The sequence below is a fragment of the Anaerophaga thermohalophila str. Valhall genome (genome assembly GCF_000250735.1).
GTDB classification, from domain to species: Bacteria; Bacteroidota; Bacteroidia; order Bacteroidales; family Marinilabiliaceae; genus Anaerophaga; species Anaerophaga thermohalophila_A.
In genome coordinates, this window is the sequence record NZ_AHZV01000352.1 from 1 (window position 1) to 20480 (window position 20480).

The following is a 20480-nucleotide window of genomic DNA, read 5'->3' on the forward strand; positions in this document are numbered from 1 at the left end:
GAAAACTTATGAATAAAGCAGGTTAAGTATGTTATTTTCTAAACATTTATATGCCGGATTTGTTTATCAGAACATTATGGTTAAACTTCCGGCAATGCTTCGTGGTGATCCGGCAATGTATGCCGCTTTGCCCTGACTGGCATCATCGGATACCTCAATGGCTCCGACATATTTTTCGTTCGTTATGTTTTTAATTTCCAGAGATGCTTTAAGAGAAGAAAAAAGCGAAACGTTTTCGAAGGAATAGTCCATTTTCAGATCGGCGATGGCGTATGAATCAATTATTTCCTTGTTGGTGGCCTCATCATACCGTCTACCTGTATGTTGTATCATCAAAGAGGTGTTGAAATTTTTCCGGTTAAAGAAATCACCGAATGATTTATGAAATTCCGTTGTCAAAAGGAAAATGAACAAATATTGATATATGTAGTTTTAATAGACCCTTAGATATTTATTGTCTGCCCGTAAAGTGCCATTTACTGTGTTACGCTCGTCCGAAAATAACTCATTTACGATGAGAAAACTCCGTATTTTCGGACTTCGCAAGCCTTGTAAATGACACTTTCTTATGTAAATAATTTATTATTAATTATTTAAGTGTTAATTAGCAAACCCTGTTTAAAAGTAAAAATTTATGAGCAAATCAGAGAAAATAGCAGTATTATGGACCAGCGGGGACAAAGAGGTTGCAGAAAAGGTGGTTTTGATGTATACTCAGGGCGCCAAAATGCAGAGGTGGTTCGATGATGTGGTTTTGGTGGTATGGGGCCCATCCACTAAACTATTGGCCTCGGATGATTCGTTGCAGGAGAAAGTAAAAGGACTGATGGAAGCCGGCGTCAAAGTTCAGGCATGTAGTGTATGTGCCGGAGAATATGGCGTAACCCCCGAACTTGAAAAGCTGGGAATTGAGGTTATTCCCATGGGACAGCCGCTTACCGGTTATTTGAAGGAGGACTGGAAGGTCTTGAGTTTTTGATATGAGTAGGGACGCGCGACTGCGCGTCCCTATTGATTACAACTCATCTAACTTCAGATTCCGGAATAATATTTTGATATCGGCATTGTCATGGATTTGCAGGGCTATTCGACCCTGTGCCTGACCAATTTTCTCATCCTCCAGTTCTATCATTTGCTCACCGTTGAGCCAGGTGGTGACTTTTGAGCCTTCTAAACGAACCCTGAGGGTATTCCATTCACCATATTGGAGTATATCCTCTTTTTCGTCTGGTATCTGAACTAGCCAGCCACGGCCGTACGATTCATATATACCTCCGGTGTCTTTTCCGGGAGGAGCAATTTCTACCTGCCAACCGCTAATTTTGGTGTCTTCCAGCATACTTCTGAAAAACAGTCCGCTATTGCCGTCCCTGATCTGCTTGAATTCCAGTGTCAGGTCAAAGTCATCGAAATACCGGCGGGTAGCCAGATAACCATATTTTTTTTCGGGGCCGTTTTCTGCTACTATAACGCTATCTTCCACATACCATTTTTTCGTTGCCGTATTGTTTCCATCCATGGAGGTTAGTCCCGTTGAAAAGCTCGAAAGATTGTGGCTTGTCCGGAAGTTCTCTGATTTTTACGTTTCTGAACCAGGTTTTGCTGCCATGGTCCTGCAGGCAGATAAGTCCTTTCTGAGCCAGGCCGTATTCGGGCACATTTTCCCACTTACCGCTGTTTTTGAGTTCGAACCATTCATCATTCCATGCTTCAAACTCAACAATTTTTGCACCGTTAAGCCAGTGTTCTACGTGACCATTGTCAAAGACGATGCGTGATGTATTCCATTCGCCTGCCGGCTTTATGATTTTTGCTTCAGGATCGGCCGGGTACATGGCATAATCGGCACCTGTCAGCTGCCAGTCGGCCAGCTCCTGGGGGAAGTCGAGATCGTCAATCATCTGGTATTCGGGGCCTGTCAGGTAGGGCGCTCCAAACCTGCCATCTTCAATGACATGGTACATTACACCACTGTTACCCTGTGGTGAAATTTTCCAATCCCATCTGAGTTCAAAGTTTTTATATTGACGGTTGGTAACAATATCCCCGCCAATATCGCCGCCTTTACCAAGGGCAACAAGACATTGGTCTTCGACAATCCACCCGGTAACTGTATCCGGCCCGTTGAACATGTGCCATCCATTGGTTGTGGATCCGTCAAAAAGAAGTTGCCAACCTTCGCTTTTCTCTTCCTGCGTAAGCTGATTTTGTGGTTGGTTGCATGCCATCAGCAAAGGAACTAACAAAATTAGTGTTAATGCGTTCTTTTTCATTCGTATAAAATTTACTTAAGTTATTGGCCTAATGGTGCTTTTTTCCCGTTTCGGCAAAGACTAATATATGAATATTTTTTTGAACTTTTCGGGTTTAAGTAAAAATTTTCATAATTGGTAAAGGCTTGCAGTAAATATTTGTCTTTCGTTTTGCTAAATGCAGACAGGCTATTCAAATGGCGCATATTGGTTGCTTTACTTCGCTAAGCGCCTATGCAGTATAATTGTTGTATTTTTGGCTTATTCAACACCCTATTTGTGTGAATCTTTTTACTATGGGAGTTGTGTTGAGTATCGGAGAATTTGGGAAGTTAATCAGAAACAGGCGGATATTAAACAATGAGTCCACTCCTGAAAGATTCTTTCAGAAGTGGACTCAATATGACAAATAATTATTCTTCTTTTTCCCCAATATGTTCTTCAAGGAATTTCTCCATAGCTGCATAGAAATCGAAGCGGTTTTCTTCGTTCCTGAAGCCGTGTCCTTCGTTGTCTTTAACCATATATTGCACTTCAATACCTCTTTGTTTCAAGGCTTCCACCATTTGGTCCGATTCTGCTTTGTTGACACGGGGATCGTTCGCCCCTTGTGCAATAAAGAGTGGAGCTTTGATCTTGTCGGCATGGAAGACAGGTGATATCTGACGCAAGAGCAAACTGTCTTCTTTGGGATGTCCCATCATTTCGTAAAACATATCAAGCATGGGTTCCCAATAGGGAGGAATGGTTTCAAGCAAAGTGAACAGGTTGGAAACCCCTACATAATCCACACCGGCGGCATACAAATCGGGAGTGAAGGTAAGGCCGGCCAATGTTGCATATCCGCCATAGCTGCCGCCATAAATAGCAATTCGCTCAGGGTCGGCAATACCTTTTTCGATCAGCCAGTTTACGCCGTCAGTAATGTCGTCCTGCATCGATTGTCCCCATTGTTTAAATGATGCTTCCCAGAATTCTTTTCCATAGCCTGTAGAGCCACGGAAGTTCATTTGTAATACTGCATAACCTCTGTTGGCTAAAAACTGTACTTCAGGGTTGAATCCCCAGTTGTCACGAGCCCAGGGGCCTCCGTGGGGATTTACAACAACCGGAAGATTTTTGGCTGTTTCCATGGTATGTCCTTTAGGCAAGGTAAGATATCCGTGAATGGTAAGGCTATCGCGCGAGAGGTATTCCACAGGAAGCATTTTGGCCATGTTGGTCTCATCAATCCAGGGGCTGACATCGGCAACCTTTTTAAGCTCATCTGTTTCGGAGTCATAAAAGTAATAAGCTCCACGAGACCGGTCGCTGTATGTTCTTACGATGAAGCGTTTTTCTTCTTTGTCGGTATCGGTTATAACAATCTCGTATTCACCCAGTTCTTTTTCAAGACGTTCGAATAACTGACGGGTTTGTTCATCAAAGAAATATTGTTGACGTTTCCATGATGTATAAGAGGCGCTTGTCAGAACTTTTCTTTTTCTGGAATAGCTTAAACCTTCGACATCATATTGGTCATTTTCATAAAGGACTTCTTCTATTTCTCCGGTTTCGGGATTAAAGATGACAGGTGCTTTTTTGTCGCGCTCCAGATTGGATACGGCGTAAAGCTTTTCGTTGTCAAACGTAAAAAACTGAGGGTTTAGTTCGTCTTTAAAATTGGTTTTAAGCACAACTTTGAATTCATCATTTTCTGTTTCGCGATACATCAAAGCTGCATTTACCCCGTCTTCAATGGCTCCGGCAACCCGTAGTTTTCCATCATGGTCAGTCATCCAAAATTGGACATTTCCGGGATTTTCAGCCAGCATTTGCATTTCCCCGGTCTCAATATTTAATCTGTAAGGGTCAAATACTCTTGGATCACGTTTATTAAGCCCTACGATTACTTCGTCTTCAATATCTCGCAAATCGTCGATAATTGTTGTCCTCACATCCGGGAATTCCGTTAGAGCTTTAAGTTCGGTTCCGTCACGGTTAACGCCGTAAAGAGAATAATTTTCATCGCCTCCTGTGTCTTTTAAAAAGAGAAGGCGGTTATTATTAGCCCAGAAATACCCGGCAATATCACGTGCCGTTTCTGAAGTGACTCGTACGGCAGAATCTCCATCTACAGCCTGAACAAAAATGTTGAGCCGTTTTTCATAAGGGGCCAGAAAAGAGAAAAATTCCCCATTGGGAGAGATTTGAAATGAAGTCTTCTCAGGGTTCCTGAAAAAGTCTTTCATCGGGATTTCAGGGGCTTTCTTAACAGTGCCTGAGTTGGCACAGCTATTGATGAGGGCCATCATTGACAATGCTGACAAACAGATTAGACAAATAAAACAGATTTTTTTCATAATGTTAGCTTTAAGTTGTTTTTATTAAATCAGAGGATATTAATTAACCCTTATGTCCATAAAGTGCCATTTACTGCGTTACGCTCTTCCGAAAATTACTCATTTACGATGAGAAAACTCCGTATTTTCGGACTTCGCAAGCCTTGTAAATGACACTTTCTGAACAGACACACATATTGTGAAAATTTTGCGAGTTTATAGACAGGCACTAAGATTTATTATCGGTCTTATGCTTTTAATCCGGTGCCTTTTTGCGAAATAGTAATTCCCGGGCAAACATTATCGACACTTATTGCATGTTCAGAGAATGTATATGTTAATTTACATGGTCTGCTATTCTCTATTGCCGAATAAAGTTTCTTTTCCGTTTTTATTGATAGAGGGAGTTTAAAAATATTCATAAACAGTGTGTTAATTCTGGTGCAGCAGTCCGGAAAGCTTTGACCCGTTTAAAGAAAAATGTACTTTTTGGTGCGGACTTAACCAAATCAAATTTACTAAAGAAATATTACAAATATTCAGATTTGAATAAAAAATGTATGTTCTGGTTGTGGGGGAGAGCTAAAAGTGATCAGTTTGCATTGTGATGCCTGCGAAACCAACCATTACTGGTTCTTTCAGTCTGCCTGTTTTTTTGAAACTCACACCAAAGGAACAGGAATTTATAATGACATTTGTGCGTAATAGCGGGAGTCTCAAACAGATGTCCAAAGCTCTTAAATTAAGCTATCCTACTGTTCGCAATATGCTCGACGACTTAATTGAAAAACTCAACCGACTAAATTCGAACTCCGGCCAACCCTTCGTTCGAATCCCTCACATTCAGGCAAAAAAAACATCCTTTAAGAAAAGGATGTTTTTTGCGGAGAGGGAGGGATTCGAACCCCCGGACCCGTGAAGGTCAACGGTTTTCAAGACCGCCGCATTCGACCACTCTGCCACCTCTCCAATAATTTATTGATTGCTTCCTTTTTGGAAACCTTGTGTTTCCCGGTGAAAGCGGTTGCAAAATTAGGTGTTTTATTGAAATCACAAAAGCTTTTGAATAAAAAATATTCTTAGAAGAGATGCACGGTCGTTAATTTCTACTCATTTGTTTTGTTTTTCAGGTTATTGATGAGTGTGGTATAAAAAGACATATTTTTGCCAAAATCAAGGCGTTTTAAATTTTTGTACCGAAGTTAACCCTGTTGTTAATGAGGATGCAAAAATATAAACAACAAAGATTTTGGCAATAAGGATGCTTTTAGACCGGACTCATTGATGTTTTTCTTTTCTTGCAAATAGTTCGTTTAGTTCACTTGCCATGTTAAAGCCCTGCCGGATTCTGTCGGCCATCCCGATGCCGTCACGCAGGTTGCCGCCCAGTATAAGACCGGGAAATTGTTTTTGGATGTTATTAACAGTTTCCAGTCGTTCTCCTGTGCTGGCGCTGTATTGCGGAATGGCGTGGTTATGCCTGAAGATACGCATCAGGTCGGGTTTGCAGTCGGGTACCATCAGCATCCTTTGCAGTTCGGGAAGTACGAGTTTCTTGATCTCCTCGTCTTTAAGATCAACGATGTCCTGATTGCGAACGCCGCCCAGGAAAACCGAGAGCAATGCACCACTTTTGGGCGCTCTGTTTTTCAGGAATGAAGACAGGAAGAGTATCCCGAGAATATCGCGATGCTCTTTAGAAGGCACCAAACCACCAAAGGCTTTGAGGGGAATGCCGCGCCATTCATTGTAACCTACCGAAACCTGCACAACACGTGCATACAACAAATTGTTGATTTTTTGTTTTTCGTCGTCTCTTAAGAAAGGCAGTATTGAAGGTATTTCATGGGCGCCTGTGGTAGTTATTACTGCATGGCTGGTCATGTTTTTAATCTCTCCATGCTGTTCAAATTTTACCGTGTAAGGGCCTTCCATCGGGCATACCGTTATGCTGTGGCAACCCAGCAGAATTTCGTCGTCGGTAAACTTGCCGGTAAGTGCTTTGATGAGGTTATCCAGACCTCCCGACATGGAGAACATCTTTTTGGTGGCCTTTTTGTGATATTTATAGAGTTGCGGATTGTATTTTTTTTCCCGCATCAGTTCGGCATGTTTTTTAAAACTGCCTTTGATGAAGCTGCCGTAGTTTTGCTCAAGATTATAGAGTTTTGGTAAAGCATAACGGGTCACCAAAAGTGACGGATCGCCGGCGTAAATGCCAAGAATAAAAGGGTCGACAGCATAATCGAGAAATGATTTCCCCATTCTTCGTTTCACCAGCTTGTCGAGCGTTTCATCAGGGTCTTTTCCTGGTTTTCTGAAGGGTTCTGTGAGCAGACGAAATTTGTCTTTCCATGAGAATAGGGGAGTAGAGATGCCATCTTTCAGAGATGAAGGGAGATCGTGCCAGCGCCCGTTTTTCCAAATCAGCCTCCGTTTGGCATCTTCATTGGCCGGCTCTACTTTTATTTCAGGACCCAGCTCTTCGAAGAGTTCGGTAACCTCCGGATGTGAAACCATACCGGTATTGGGGCCGCTTTCAAAAACGAAATCCTTTTCGCGATAAGTACGAATGGCACCACCAGTTCTAAGGTCTCGTTCCAGAACAGTAACCTGCCATCCCGTCTTTTTCAGGTTCCAGGCAGTTGTAAGTCCGGTAAGCCCTGCTCCAATGATTATTGCCTTCTTCATCAGTATAAAATTGCCTTAAGTTGTTGGTCCGATGCCTGTCTGAAGGAATAGATTTCGCTTAAATGCCTAAAGACAGTCCGGTTAGTGAATTTTATTCTATCCTTTAATAATAGACCGTTAAATTAATCAACACTCTGTTAAACTCCTGCAATACGCTTCAAATCAAATGATTATGTCTATTAATATTTGTTTATTAAGATACAGTTTTTCAATATTCCTGAATTATTGTAGCCATCTACCTATCTAACCATCTAATGTCTAATTAGAGCCCGTCTATAAAGTAGGAAAAGTTTCTTACTTATCATGTGTCTGTTCATAAAGTGTCATTTACAAGGCTTGCGAAGCCGCCAAAAACGGAGTTTACTCTTCGTAAATGAGTAATTTTCGGACGAGCGTAACACAGTAAATGGCACTTTATGGACAGACACTAATTATCTATAAATTAAATTGTTTTCGAGAACTGTTTTTTTGCTGTTTTCAGTTTTGGGTCAAACAAAGCGGCTATATTTCTTACCAGGAAGCGGCCTTTTTCGGTAACGGTTATTTCTTCCCGGTTGAAAGTCACCAATCCGTCCTCTGTCAGGGGTAAGAGTTGATTTGGGTCAAAACGGGTGACTGCTTTAAGCTCATCTTCGGATTTATGAATCCGTTCAGCCACTTCTTTCCAGTTAAGACGGTTGTTACACATTATTTCGTTGATGATCTCTCGAACTGCGATATCGGTATTGTCGGTCAGATAACCTTTTTGGGTAGCGGGTTCTCCTTTTTTGACGGCCCTCATGTATTCAGGGATATTTTTTGTGTTCTGGGCATAAGCATTGTGCAACTGACTGATGGCCGACATGCCAAAAGCATAAACCTGGCCGGTTGTTTCCCGGGTGCTATATCCCTGAAAGTTTCGGTGCAGAGTTTTGTTTTTCAGGGCAATACTCAGCTGATCCTGTGGCAGAGCAAAATGGTCCATTCCAATGGGAACATATCCGGCTTTTACCATTTCTTCACGTCCTTTCAAAAACATCGCCATCTTTTCTTCGGGGCCTGGAATCCCGTTTTTTTCCAGTGTCTTCTGATGACTTTTAACCCAGGGTACATGTGCATAAGAGAAGGTGACAATCCGGTCGGGGTCTACCTCAATGGCCTGACGAATGGTTTCTGAAAAAGAATCGGGTGTCTGATAGGGTAAACCGTAGATAAAATCGAGGTTTACTGATGCACCTCCGTTATGCAGTTGCTCTATAATTTCCTGTACCGGCAATGCCGACGGATCCCGGTTTACGGCGAGCAATATTTTTTCGTCAAAATCCTGAATGCCAAGACTGATCCTGTTGAAGCCCATTTTCAACAATTGTTGAATGTAGTTTTTGGTAAGATAAGCAGGGTTACATTCCATAGCTATTTCCGAGTCATTACCTGTGTTGAAATTGTGATAAATGGCATTCATTATCTTTTCTACCTGATCGGTGCTGAGTGCGTTCGGTGTTCCGCCACCCCAGTGTATCTGAGTAACCGGACGTGATGTGTCTATATGCGTTGCAATGATTTCAATTTCTTTTATCAAAGCTTCGATGTATTCGTCATACAATTCGTTGTTCCTGGATATATGCGTGGTACACCCGCAATAGAAGCACAGCTTGGTGCAAAAAGGAATGTGAAGATATAGCGAAATGGCCTGCGGTTCTTCATTGTTCGATTCTTCAACGGCTCTGATGTAATCTTTTGGCGTAAAATCTTCATGAAAAAAAGTAGCCGGCGGATAGCTGGTGTATCTTGGTAACGGCAGATTATACTTGTCCAGTAGTTTTTGATCAATCATCTTTCTACAACTTTCTTAAAAACGGTTCGTGACAAAATCAATAACATGATACCAATATGTGCTTCGAGAATAAACAAGCCCTGGTAGCCGAATGAATTTGCAAACTTACTCAATCCTATGGTCAGGAAAAGACTGCTTAAATGGGTTATGATTATCTGAATGGTAAAATCGGTACCTTCCAGTCCCGGTCTCACTTTGTCCATGGCTATGGTGTAAATAAAAACCGATGCCATCCCATAGGTTCCCCAAACCATAGAACTGGCTACATAAATTGCCCACAGCGGAACTTGTCCCTGCATTTCCCAGACGAAAAACAGCGAGGTTATAAAGCCCGATAACAAAATAATCTGAAGAGCTGTGTTTCGCTTCATTCGCCGGATAAGCCAGCCGCCACCTAATGAAAATACTGCACCAACGGCTGTTCCAAACACTCCGGAAATCAGGCCTATTTCTTTTGCTGTATAACCCTGGTCAACCATGAAAGGCTTAAACAGGGCCAGCATGCCAATAATCCCCGAATAATATACTAATAACAAAAACAGAAGCCTGATGTTTCCTTTTTGCTTGAAAAAGCTGAAACCATCGTCCCAACGCGGTCTTCTTTTTGGAGCTGTTGTTGCCTTTTCAAGTGGCAGTCGGGCAAACATTACCGGCATAATAGCCATGGTGACAAAAAATGCCAGTAGTAATAACAGTGCCTGCCATCCGATATAATAATAAGCCATCAGCAAAACTCCGCTTCCAATGGTTGTTCCAAGGAAACTGCCCCCTGATTGCATGCTGTTGCCGAGACTTCGTTCGGTTGATTTCAATGTAAGGATTGCAAAGGCGTCAGTAGCAATATCTTGTGTGCCTGACGCGATAAATGCAATGACCACCAGAATGATGATGGTGGTGAAGTCGGTGGAGAGATTAAAAAAACTGATGCCAACAATTACAAGGGCATAAAATATTTCTGCTCCCAGTATCCAGCGCCGATAATGCTTGCGGGTAGGACTGGTATGATCGATCATTGGAGCCCAAAGAAATTTTAATATCCAGGGAATTTTTATCAACTGTATCAGCCCTATTGAAGTGAGAGAATACTCCTCCTGCCTCATGATTACCGGCACAACCGTCGAGAAAAAACTCATGGGAATCGATTGTGCCAGATAAAGGCTCAGAAGAGTACCATATTTTTTGAATGCCTGATTCATAATTTATTATTGCTGTAACAAAACTCTTATTCGTACACCCCAAATGGCCGGAACTCCGCTTTGGGCGTAATTGTTCCCCAGTGCACCGAACCTGAAAACGTGGTAATCTGTATCTGTAATGTTTTTTGCCCAGATGGTAAAATAAATGTTTTTGCGGGAAAGGGTAGCTGATGCATTCAGAATTCCATAGTAATCCTGTGATGCACTGTTTTCTTCATTCCAATATAATTTTCCTGTTCCCCGGTAATTGATATTTACTCCGGCTTTATCCAGGATTTTACTGTTAATCGGAATGTCGATGTATTGCCCAACGTATAGTGTGAGTTTTGGAGCATAAGGAAGGAAGTTTCCTGCCAGATTTACTGAGTCGTTTTTCTGGTACTCTTCGAATGTGGCACGGGTATGTCCCAAATTGATGGTTGTTTCAAATGTTTTGTTGGGTCTGATTATGAGTTCAGACTCCAGTCCCCGGCTAACCGAGCGACCTGCATTTGTGAGCATAGAGCCACTTCCGTCGGGAACAGGCTGATATATCTGTTGATTTTTCCAATCAATATAGAATCCTGAAAAGCTCAACCGCAATAAATTGAAGAGCCACCCTGTTTTCATCCCGGCTTCGTAGTTCCAGCTTTGCTCCGCTTCGAATGTCTGGTCCTCCGGGCGTTCAAAAGTACTGTTGAAACCACCTGTTTTATATCCTTTTGTCAGCGATCCGTATATGTTAACCTGTGGGTACAGCTGATAATCAAAGGTCAATCTTGGTAATGCCTGCGAAAACTTTAACTCAGAATCGCTCTCACTAACAGGTGTTACATTACCATCTCTTCTCATCTCGTAATAATAGTCCTGATCAGAGTTTTCCCAGTCAACCCTTAGCCCTGAAGTAAAAGAAAGGTTCCTGGTTATGAAATTACTGATTGTGGTTTGGGTAAATGCGGCAATGCCACGGGTGGACTGATCGTAGGTTTTATAACCAATACGGGTTTTGTCCTCTCCCAATTCTATTCGTACATCTTTGTCGAGTTGATTCGAAAAAGCAAATGCACCAATAACAGTTTCGAGGTCTTCCTTTTCTATGGTTGCTGTAAATTCCTGCGATAAGATTGTTTTTATTCTTTGTTGAGTCACGAAGAACTGTGATGTTGGAGTAAAATCCTGATCAATCATCTGTGCATCATCTATATATTGAGCACTGGTAACAGAACGCAAAGATAAGTTTCCCCTGTTCCATGAATTTACCAGTCCTGAAGTAAACAAATCCTGCTGATAACCACTGGGTTCATTATAATTAACTTCCTGCAGGTTTTCATGATCGTTAATTATGGCGTAGGGATAGCCGCTCTGATCACTGTTTTCATACGATACAATCAGGTCGGAATGGAAATTATCTGTCCATCTTTGAACCAGCCGGAAACGACCGTTATATGCGTCCGTCTGGTCGGCCATCTTGCCGGAATATTCATTTTTTAAAAAACCATCGCGATGACGGTACTGACCACTTAACTGAATGTCGGTTTTTTCCCTAACTGGTTGGTTGACTTTGAAGTTGAAGGTTTGAAGTCCGTAATTGCCAAGTTCAATGGTACCTTCAATTCCTTCTGCATTTTCGGGACTTTGCGTGAAAACATGAATCAAACCGCCCATATTATTACGCCCGTAAAGAGTTCCCTGTGGACCTCTTAGTATTTCTACTCGTTCAATGTCATAAAATTCAAAATCGAACGAGGATTTATCGAAATGAGGAACATAATCCACATATAGTCCTACGGCCGGATCATTTATGCGTGAGCCAATGCCCCTGATGTAAATAGGAGAGGTGAGCTTACTCCCGTATGATGGCATGTAAAGGTTAGGTATGCGAGTGGTCAGGTCTGTTATTCCCGTTACTTGTTCCTGCTCGATTTGTTGTGTAGGAACGAGACTTGTTGAAATGGGTAATTTACGAAGCGGCCTTTTTTCCCGGGAACTTTTTATTACCACTTCACCGAGATTAACACTGGGAAAATTCACACTGTCCAGTGAGATAAGTATTTTCTGGTTATCGTATGTCTTCTGTGCCGAAGCAACATGATGAGAAAGTATTGTAACAATTAGTATAGTCAGATATTTAGTAACTGATTTGCTCATTTTTGTCTGTGCGGTTGAGTGATTAAAAAATTAAAATTCCCCCATTTCATCAGTATAAAATTAGTCTAAGTTATTGGTCTGATGGAACTCGCATGAATGGGGTTATACATGTTCTCTTGTGACAAACCTTGTCATGCTCGTTTCATTAATAGCAAGGCAGCCCCGTAAGCTGAAACCTGTTTTCTTATTCCGGAATAGTTCCTGAATTAACTGGCAAAACAGGGATTATAGGACGAAAACTTTTCCTTGCTTGTTTAACAAGTTTAGATTAAATAGTGTCTGTCCATAAAGTACCATTTGCTGTGTTACGCCTGCCGCCAAAATACTCATTTACGAAAAGTAAACTGCGTTTTTGGCGGCTTCGCAAGCCTTGTAAATGACACTTTCTGAACAGACACATGATAAGTAGGTAACTTTTCCTACTTTATAGACAGGCCCTAAATAAAACAACTATGAGACTATTCATAAATGAACGTCACATTTAGTTTTTTTGATACAATAATGAATTTCAGATGGCTATATATGGATTTAAACGCTAAAAAACGGGGGAGGCCGGTTAAGAATAAGTCCGGTTAAAAAAGAAGGATGGAATGAGGTGTCACAAAGATTTTTGATTTTTCCTGCAGAATGATGTTGGTACAGGAACGTAAGAAGATATCCTTTGATGGCTAAGGGTTGAGATAATTTTTTTGAATAATGTTTACACCAATTACAGGCATTAGGGCTATCCTGAAGTTGAGATGGGGTGCTGGCAAGAATATTTGCATTGTCCGTTGCAACATTCCCGTCGTGTGTACCTTTCTCCGGAAGCCAATATATCCATCCGGCAATGTACAACAGAATGATCAGGATATACGGAAGATTTGTTGACAGCAACCCCAAATGAAACATAAACAGGTTTTTTCAAAATCGCTCAAAGTTAATAAAAATGCAGGAAATGAAACGAACAACAAGTTTAGATTTATATGCGGATTCAATACAAGGAAGGCCCTCGAAAACAGAGGGCCACCGCACCAGCCGGGAAAATGGGATTGGCAAGCAAACCGCTATCAGAATGTTCCTTTGTTCCACCCCCAGAAACTTCTCGGGGCATCTGCAAACTCAATATAGACACGTGAGGGGTCAATTTCAAGCTCTTTCTCAACGATCGAGGGGATTTCTTTGGCCAGTTGAGCAGCCTGTTCGTTGGTGAGCCCGATACTTTTTATTTCCAGGTAAGCCAGGTCCTCATCTGTTCCACCAAAAGTCATAGGAGTTGGCTGGTCAAACTGAGTCATTACAAATTTTTCAGGTTTTTGCAATATTTCTGCAACCTTTTTAGAAGCATTCTTCAAAAAGGTGGTTTGAGCGGTGATATCAGTTGCTTTGTTGGTGTTAATTTTTAAGTAAGGCATAATCAGCAAATTTTAACGAACTATTGTTTTGTCATTTTTTCTTAAGTCCTGATATACGGGGATAACTTCCATCCCTTTATTTTCAAGTATTTTGCGTGTTTTGATGTAATTTTGGGTGAACCCCAAAACAAATCCGCCGCCACCCGATCCACATAGTTTCAGATAGTACTCATCAGAGTTTAAACCATCGTCCCATATTTGACGAACAGTTGAGGGAACCATTTGTTGCAGGAATTCTTCCTGTATGGCTGATAATTCTTTCAGGCTATTGTAAAATTTTTCTTTCTGATTTTCTATCAGATTGTTGATACAGGCATTGTTCAGCGGTGTTAATGTGTTTTTCACAAAATTATAAAAAACTTTATCGTGGTGATACCTGTTCATGAAATTTTGTACCAGAGGAGCCGTTCTGCCCGGTTTTCCGCTGTTTATCAGAAATATGGCTTCGGAATGCTGCTCGTTGTACTGGGGTAGACCAATCGGTTCAATATGGTCTAGGTCCCTCAGCAGCAAAGGATGTTTCATATAGCAGATGAGAGGATCGATACCCGAGCTGGTTCCGTGAAACCATGATTCCAGCTGTGCCAGTTGTTCCTTCAGGGTCCTTATTTCCCTTGGCGACAATTCAGTTTTGTTTATTCCGGGATTGGATACATACTTCTGGAAAAATGCCGCAACAAGTGCGCCGCTACTTCCCAATCCGTAGCCTTCGGGGATAGTCGACTCGAAGTAAAGACCGTCATCGAGGTCTTCTTTCAACCTGTCGGTATTGAAATCGCTTAGCAATTCCCCGCTGTTGGCCAGAGATTGCAGATAATACCAGAATTCGTAAAGATGTTGATTGCTACGCTGTGCAAAGGCCAAATCGGTATAACTGTCGCGATTGGGGAAGGCCAGTTGCCCGTTGAAATGGGAATACGGTATGGTTAGTCCCATGGAACCTTTTATGATGGTGTATTCCCCGAACAGCATTATTTTTGAGTAAAATATGTCGCCAGCTTCTTTTTGCATAGTAAATTCTTGTTTTTTATCCCTCTGTATCAATAATTTTTTCTGGTCCGCTTCCTACCCGATCGCGAATGATACAGCCATCTTCACAAAATGTTTGTAATTGTCTCTTTTCCCATGCAATAATTTCTTCTTCAATGTGATGTGGATAAAGCAAGTGGATGTTTGGACCAGCATCCAGTGAAAAAGTGACAGGCAAGCCGGTAGCTTCCCTGAAGTCACTTATTTCTCTGATTATCCTCAGCGAGTTTGGGTGCAAAAGTGTATATGAAGGCATGCTGCTCATCATCAAACCATGGAGTGAAAGAGCCTCGTTTTCCGTAACTTCAATAAAATCATCCATATTACCTTGTTTGAGGCTGCGAATAAGCTTCAGGGTGTTTTCACGAGCCTGGATAATTCGGCCTTCGCGATAAGGATGATCATTCATCAATGTATGTCCGGCTGAACTGCTCACTTTTTTTGTTTGCCCCGAAACAATAAGAATGTCGTCGTGGAGGGTTTTAAATACGGGATGAATCTCATCCGGAAAGTGAATGGCATAATGATCGGAACTTTCCGGTATTTCCGGTATTCTTCCCCATATACTCCAACCTCCGTAAACCGAGCGGGCAGCACTGCCGGAGCCCATTCTGGCCAATGCTGAAACTTCGCGAATATTCAGATGATGGCGGCCGCTTACCTGCTGCTGAAGATCGGCAAGGCATAGTACCAGGGCACTCATTGCACTGGCCGATGAAGCAATTCCCGAACTATGTGGAAAAGTATTGGTGCTGAAAATATTGATATGATGATTTCCAATTAAAGGAACTCTTGCACGAACATGATCAAGAAATTTTTGAATCCTGGGGCGAAAACCGGGTTCTTCCCTGTTGTCAAGATAAAATGTAAAACCACTGCCTTTTTTTTGTGCGAGTGATACAGTTGTTTTTGTATAAGCCCGGGACAATGAAAAGCTCACCGAGGGGTTAACGGGTTCCTGAAAATCTTTTTTTCCCCAGTATTTTACAATTGCCAGGTTTGAAGGACTTTTCCATGTTGCCGAGTGTGTGGCTTTATCTTCCTTCATATCGTTTGTCTAATTTTACGTCCCGAAACCTAAACAATGTTTTGAACCCTTTTGTTTGAAAGTATTCTTTTGTATCGTCTTCCGGCCAGGGTGACAGCACAAGAAAAAAATCACCTCCCCAGGCTCCGAGCGACTTCACAGCTCCGGGAAAATCGGAGAAAAGCCTTTTTTTCAGGGGGACTAATCCCGTGACGCTACTGATGATGCCCTCATGCTCAGCTATCAATTTCATAAACTTTTTCGGTGACATTTCTTCGCTCATTTTCAGTGAAATATCTGAAATTCTTTCAATTTCCTTTTCAGCATTTTTAAATCCGTCGAGATGATGTTTGACGGCCATGACAGAACTTTGTTTCCGGTTAAGGTAACCAATCCAAAGGCTGTCAATGAAAGGCGGATTAAAGGACGCAGCATTAACTTCGGGTTTTCCCGATTGAGTCAGTCTGTAGAAAACCGGACCATCTGCAGTTGCACAGGCAATATCGTAACCGGAACCACCAAATGTATCGGAAAGCAGGTGGAAAGGATTGATATTAAGCCATTCGGAAAGATTGGAGATAAGTGTTGAACTGCTACCCCAGCCCCAGTCGGGCGAGAATTCGAGATGTGTGAGAACCTCTTTTCCGGTAAAAACATCGCGGCTACCTTTTAATTGAGCAGCTTTGTTAAGTATTTCTTTCAATGAGATGGTCAGTTGTCGGTTTGTTGTTTCCTTAACCGATAAGTCAGGATTAAAAAGTGCAGAAAACCAGCTTCCCTCAGGGTGGGTAGCTCTCCATATAAGTTCTTTGCCGGGAATCTGATTCACGGTCATGGATTGCCCTTTTTTAATGGCACAGCAAGTCCTTGTGCACCATGAAGGATTAGGTATTCACCTGACAGCAACAACTTACCATTTGAGTGAAACTTATTGTTCATTGCGTTGTTTTCGAAAATTTTCGATGAATTCTTCGACGGCTCTTGCCGAAACGATCCGGTTTTTAAAATAATTCACTGCTGCCTCTTTTTCTTTAGCCGAAGCGCCTTTCGAATTTAGTAAATTGATGAGGTGCAGCTTCATATGCCCCTTTTGAATGCCTGTTGTCACCAGGGATGCTACCGCTGAAAAGTTATTGGCCAGTCCGGCCGATGCTGCAATGCTCATCAGTTGCGTGGCAGAAGGATTTCCAAGCATTTCGATGGCGAGGCCGGCCAGAGGATGAAGCCGGGTCAATCCACCTATAGTACCCAATGCCAGGGGGATGGTTAGTTCCATCTTAAATATGCCTTTTTCAGTAATTTCACATTTCGAGAGCGACCGGTATTGTCCGTCTTTTGCAGCCCATGCATGCCCTGCGGCTTCAGCAGCTCTAAAGTCGTTCCCCGTTGCAATAACCACTGCATCCGTACCATTGAATATTCCTTTGTTGTGAGTGACAGCTCTTGAAGTATCCATCCAGGCGATGTCCATGGCTGTTTTAAACCGATAAGCAAAGAGTTCCGGAGACAACTCCGATGCAAAAGGTTTAAGTGCCGGCACAGGGCACTCAATCTGTGTGGTAACTAAACACTCTGTTGTATAATTGGAAAGAATGGCCATGATGATTTCAATATCGCCGAATTGTTTGAAATCTTCCTGTGTTGTGAAGAATTCCTGCAATGGTGCCTTCATCTCCTCCAGACATGAGTTGATGAAGTTTGCCCCCATACTATCTACTGTTTCAAAATATACTTCCAGTTGAAATATGGTCTGCATTTCTTCAAGGGGAAGGATTTTCATTCCTCTGATGCCTCCGCCACGCTTTTCCATATTGGCGGTTATGGACGAAACAGCCTGTGTTAATTTGTTTTCTAATGTTTTTGGAAAAGGGTCGAAAAAAATTTTCGGACCGTTCCATTTAAACCAGATGTGTCCTTTTTTGAGGCTATTGACGACTTTTGTCTTAAAGCCACCGTTTGTAGCCCAGAATGATGCAGCACGACTGGCGGCTGCTACTACCGAACTTTCTTCGACCACCATGGGTACGACATACATTTTGTCATCAATCAGGAAATTTGGGGCAACACCAAAAGGCAGGAAGTAATTGGAGAGGGTATTTTCCGAGAAATCATCGAATAAGTCCTGCTGTCCGGAGTGCCGATACCTGGCCAGGCGATCAGAGAGATTATCCGGTAACTCGTATGTTTGCTTCAATTTTTTAATCTTTTCTTCCCGCGTTAGTTTTGAGAATCCTTTTATTATACTGCTCATTTGTTATCAGATTGTTTGCGTTAGTGATTCGGGTTCTCTTTTGACACAAGGTATTGCATGGCTACACCTAATCCATTTTTCAATTGTTCAACAAATTCTTTTAATGTGCTGTAATCGTATCCGGCATGCTCCAAAAAAGCTGATGCCATCCCGAAAACTGATTTTACCTTACTGATACGGGTCAGATAATAACCGTCAATGACATTGCTAATTCCTCCTGATATGATTATTTGACGGCATTTCACAGGATATTTTTCAGCTATTTTGTTTACAAATTCGGTCATTTCGGTTGCGGTATGTCCTATATTCCCAAAACTTGCAAAATGCGAGGATAGTTTATTTTTTCTTCTCATGAGTTCGAGTTTTGTGAAATTGGTTCCTCCCAGGGCCCCAAATTCAATGGCTTCTATAGGAAGTTCCATAAGTTGCCTGAGACTTTCGGGGCCCATGCCTTGTCCTACCTCTTTGACGATAACCCGCAGACTGGTGTTTTGGATAAAAGCCATGATTGTTTCGACAGGGGGTACATTTATTGAATCTCCTTCGGGCTGAAATGCCTCCTGCAGGGGGTTTACATGAATAATAAGACCATCGGCATCAAGTTTACCTGCCAGTTGTTCGGCTTTTTCTTCTTCTTTCTTAGCTACCAACTTTTCAATTTGTGCAATACCAAGATTAACGTAAAGGGGAACTTCATTACCCATGTATTTTCTGATGTCAAAATCGGCCATGTATTTATCACTTTCGAGCAATGTGCGGCAGGAGCCGAGTCCCATACCCATACCAAATTCACCACAGGCCTGTGCAAGATTACGATTAATGTTTCCGGCACCTTGCGTACCTCCGGTCATACTGCTTACCCAGACTGGAAGTCTCATTTCTTTTCCGGCGAAACTGAATGGCTCAAATTCTCCCTTGTGATGAGCCGCCAATAAGGGTTCGTAATAAAATCTGGTATCGGCTTCGCTTTTATCGGTACGAGCATTCAATGCAAGATTTATATGGTCTTTTTTACGATCACTCATGGTTTAGTTTATTTAGTGTCTGTCCAGAAAGTGCCATTTACTGTGTTACGTTCGTCCGAAAATTACTCATTTATAAAGAGTAAACTCCGTATTTTCGGACTTCGCAAGCCTTGTAAATGACACTTTCTGAACAGACACCCATATTGTGAAAATTTTTGCGAGTTTATAGACACGCATTATTTAATTCCAAGATGCCTGGCTATCACAAACCGGAGTATTTCCGAAGTCCCCTCACCAATTTGTAATATGCGCTGGTCGCGGTAAAAGCGCTCAACGGGGTTGTCTTTAAACAATCCTGATCCGCCAAATATTTGAACCGCTTCATCGGCTATTTCGCGTGCAATTTCGGATGTATACAGTTTTGCGATGGCTGCTTCCCTGGCAAAAGGTTTCCCCTGGTCCTTGAGAAGGCAACCTTTATACAATGTATTACGAGCCAATTCTATTTTCATGTCCATATCGGCAAGTTTAAAACCGATGCTCTGGAATCTTGATATCGGTTGGCCGAACTGCTGGCGTTTTTGTGCATATTCAAGAGCCAGCTCAAAGGCTCCCTGTGCCAGGCCCAGTCCCATGGCAGCAATAGACAACCGGCCTGCATCCAGTGTCTTAAGCATATAACGGGCTCCCTGTCCTTCTTTACCCAACAGATTGGCGTAAGGAACACGGCAATTTTTCAAGGTGATTCGTCCGGTGTCAGAGGCTCTCCACATCATTTTCCCGGTCATGCGTTCGGAGTGAAAGCCGGGACTATCTCTTTCTACAAGAATGGTTGTGAGTTTTTCTTTGCCGTTTTCATCGGTTGTCATTACCTGAAGTGTGACTCCCAGCGTAAGTTCGTTGGCCGAATTTGTAATGTAACGTTTGCTTCCGTTGATCACCCACTCATCTTTTTCACGGACAGCCCTGGTTTTTGTCCCGCGGGCATCTGAGCCCGCAGTTTCCTCTGTCAGACCAAATGCCCATAGATGATCACCCGAGGTGAGTTTTGGCAGTAGTTTGTTTTTCTGCTCTTCATTTCCATATTCAAAGATGGGGGATATACCGAGACTGTTGTGTGCCGCCACGGTTGCAGCCTGAGAGCCATCTACTCTGGACAATTCTTCTATGGCGATAATACCGGACAAAGTATCCAATCCTTGCCCTCCATACTCTTTCGGTAATGTTATTCCAAAAAGACCCGCTTTCCCCATTTTCTTTGTCAGTTCCGGAGAAAATCGTTCCAGTCGGTCCAGACTTTCGGCTTCAGGTTTGATTACAGATTCCGCGAATTCTCTGATTTTTTCGCGGTAATTTTCGTGTTTTTCTGATGGTAGTATCATATTTATGAATTATTGAGCCCGGTCTAAAAAGC

Annotated in this window: 18 protein-coding genes and 1 tRNA gene; 2 read left to right on the plus strand and 17 right to left on the minus strand. The window is 42.3% G+C overall.

The features are described 5' to 3' along the window. Positions 1 to 66: 66 nt before the first annotated feature. The gene (locus tag OQ5_RS0118285; protein ID WP_141638898.1) at positions 67 to 333 is read right to left on the minus strand and encodes a TonB-dependent receptor; all 267 of its coding nucleotides are present in this window, start codon (positions 331 to 333) and stop codon (positions 67 to 69) included. Positions 334 to 634: 301 nt separating this feature from the next. Here OQ5_RS0118285 and OQ5_RS0118290 point away from each other — a divergent pair, with 301 nt between their 5' ends. Beyond that, on the plus strand, positions 635 to 979 hold the full coding sequence (locus tag OQ5_RS0118290; RefSeq protein ID WP_016778877.1) for a DsrE family protein: 345 nt from the start codon (positions 635 to 637) through the stop codon (positions 977 to 979). Between the two features lie 36 nt (positions 980 to 1015). Here the strand turns inward: OQ5_RS0118290 and OQ5_RS25040 are convergent, their stop codons facing one another. The 3 genes from OQ5_RS25040 to OQ5_RS0118300 all read right to left on the minus strand — a co-directional run bounded on the left by OQ5_RS25040 (position 1016) and on the right by OQ5_RS0118300 (position 4594). Beyond that, positions 1016 to 1483, minus strand: a complete 468-nt coding sequence (locus tag OQ5_RS25040; protein ID WP_255297633.1) for a 3-keto-disaccharide hydrolase — start codon at positions 1481 to 1483, stop codon at positions 1016 to 1018. Then, complete coding sequence (locus OQ5_RS25045; protein ID WP_255297634.1) at positions 1473 to 2273, minus strand: 3-keto-disaccharide hydrolase; 801 nt, start codon at positions 2271 to 2273, stop codon at positions 1473 to 1475. Before OQ5_RS25045 ends, OQ5_RS25040 begins: the two co-directional genes overlap by 11 nt. A 392-nt stretch (positions 2274 to 2665) precedes the next feature. Beyond that, positions 2666 to 4594, minus strand: coding sequence for a S9 family peptidase (locus OQ5_RS0118300; RefSeq protein WP_026055397.1), 1929 nt, complete (start codon positions 4592 to 4594; stop codon positions 2666 to 2668). 586 nt (positions 4595 to 5180) lie between these two features. On the opposite strand from OQ5_RS0118300, the gene OQ5_RS25350 reads away from it, so the two are divergent. After that, positions 5181 to 5492, plus strand: a complete 312-nt coding sequence (locus OQ5_RS25350; RefSeq protein ID WP_218054577.1) for a DUF2089 family protein — start codon at positions 5181 to 5183, stop codon at positions 5490 to 5492. Here the strand turns inward: OQ5_RS25350 and OQ5_RS0118305 are convergent. From OQ5_RS0118305 to OQ5_RS0118370, 13 genes are all read right to left on the minus strand, one after another. Continuing rightward, positions 5458 to 5542, minus strand: a tRNA-Ser gene (locus tag OQ5_RS0118305). The genes OQ5_RS25350 and OQ5_RS0118305 overlap by 35 nt on opposite strands. A 309-nt stretch (positions 5543 to 5851) precedes the next feature. Next, positions 5852 to 7264, minus strand: coding sequence for a protoporphyrinogen oxidase (hemG, locus tag OQ5_RS0118310; RefSeq protein WP_016778879.1), 1413 nt, complete (start codon positions 7262 to 7264; stop codon positions 5852 to 5854). A gap of 442 nt (positions 7265 to 7706) precedes the next feature. Beyond that, positions 7707 to 9077 carry an oxygen-independent coproporphyrinogen III oxidase gene (gene hemN / locus OQ5_RS0118315; RefSeq protein ID WP_016778880.1) on the minus strand — a complete coding sequence of 457 codons (1371 nt, stop codon included), beginning with the start codon at positions 9075 to 9077 and terminating at the stop codon, positions 7707 to 7709. Beyond that, a complete protein-coding gene (locus OQ5_RS0118320) occupies positions 9074 to 10273 on the minus strand; it encodes an MFS transporter (protein ID WP_016778881.1) in 1200 nt (399 codons plus the stop codon). Before OQ5_RS0118320 ends, hemN begins: the two co-directional genes overlap by 4 nt. Positions 10274 to 10279: 6 nt before the next feature. Beyond that, positions 10280 to 12400: a TonB-dependent receptor gene (locus tag OQ5_RS0118325; protein ID WP_016778882.1), complete on the minus strand. Its 2121-nt coding sequence runs from the start codon at positions 12398 to 12400 to the stop codon at positions 10280 to 10282. Between the two features lie 528 nt (positions 12401 to 12928). Continuing rightward, positions 12929 to 13291: a hypothetical protein gene (locus tag OQ5_RS0118335; RefSeq protein WP_016778884.1), complete on the minus strand. Its 363-nt coding sequence runs from the start codon at positions 13289 to 13291 to the stop codon at positions 12929 to 12931. Positions 13292 to 13449: 158 nt separating this feature from the next. Continuing rightward, positions 13450 to 13794 carry a phenylpyruvate tautomerase MIF-related protein gene (locus OQ5_RS0118340; RefSeq protein ID WP_016778885.1) on the minus strand — a complete coding sequence of 115 codons (345 nt, stop codon included), beginning with the start codon at positions 13792 to 13794 and terminating at the stop codon, positions 13450 to 13452. A 12-nt stretch (positions 13795 to 13806) separates the two neighbouring features. Further along, on the minus strand, positions 13807 to 14805 hold the full coding sequence (locus OQ5_RS0118345; RefSeq protein WP_016778886.1) for a mevalonate kinase family protein: 999 nt from the start codon (positions 14803 to 14805) through the stop codon (positions 13807 to 13809). A 16-nt stretch (positions 14806 to 14821) separates the two neighbouring features. After that, the gene (locus tag OQ5_RS0118350) at positions 14822 to 15871 is read right to left on the minus strand and encodes a diphosphomevalonate/mevalonate 3,5-bisphosphate decarboxylase family protein (protein WP_016778887.1); all 1050 of its coding nucleotides are present in this window, start codon (positions 15869 to 15871) and stop codon (positions 14822 to 14824) included. After that, a complete protein-coding gene (locus OQ5_RS21645) occupies positions 15858 to 16685 on the minus strand; it encodes a GYDIA family GHMP kinase (RefSeq protein ID WP_016778888.1) in 828 nt (275 codons plus the stop codon). Before OQ5_RS21645 ends, OQ5_RS0118350 begins: the two co-directional genes overlap by 14 nt. Positions 16686 to 16778: 93 nt before the next feature. After that, on the minus strand, positions 16779 to 18101 hold the full coding sequence (locus OQ5_RS0118360) for a hydroxymethylglutaryl-CoA reductase (RefSeq protein WP_016778890.1): 1323 nt from the start codon (positions 18099 to 18101) through the stop codon (positions 16779 to 16781). A gap of 20 nt (positions 18102 to 18121) precedes the next feature. Continuing rightward, positions 18122 to 19126 (minus strand): type 2 isopentenyl-diphosphate Delta-isomerase, encoded by a 1005-nt coding sequence (locus OQ5_RS0118365; protein WP_016778891.1) that lies wholly within the window; start codon positions 19124 to 19126, stop codon positions 18122 to 18124. A gap of 176 nt (positions 19127 to 19302) precedes the next feature. Beyond that, a complete protein-coding gene (locus OQ5_RS0118370; protein WP_016778892.1) occupies positions 19303 to 20448 on the minus strand; it encodes an acyl-CoA dehydrogenase family protein in 1146 nt (381 codons plus the stop codon). Between the last annotated feature and the right edge of the window lie 32 nt (positions 20449 to 20480).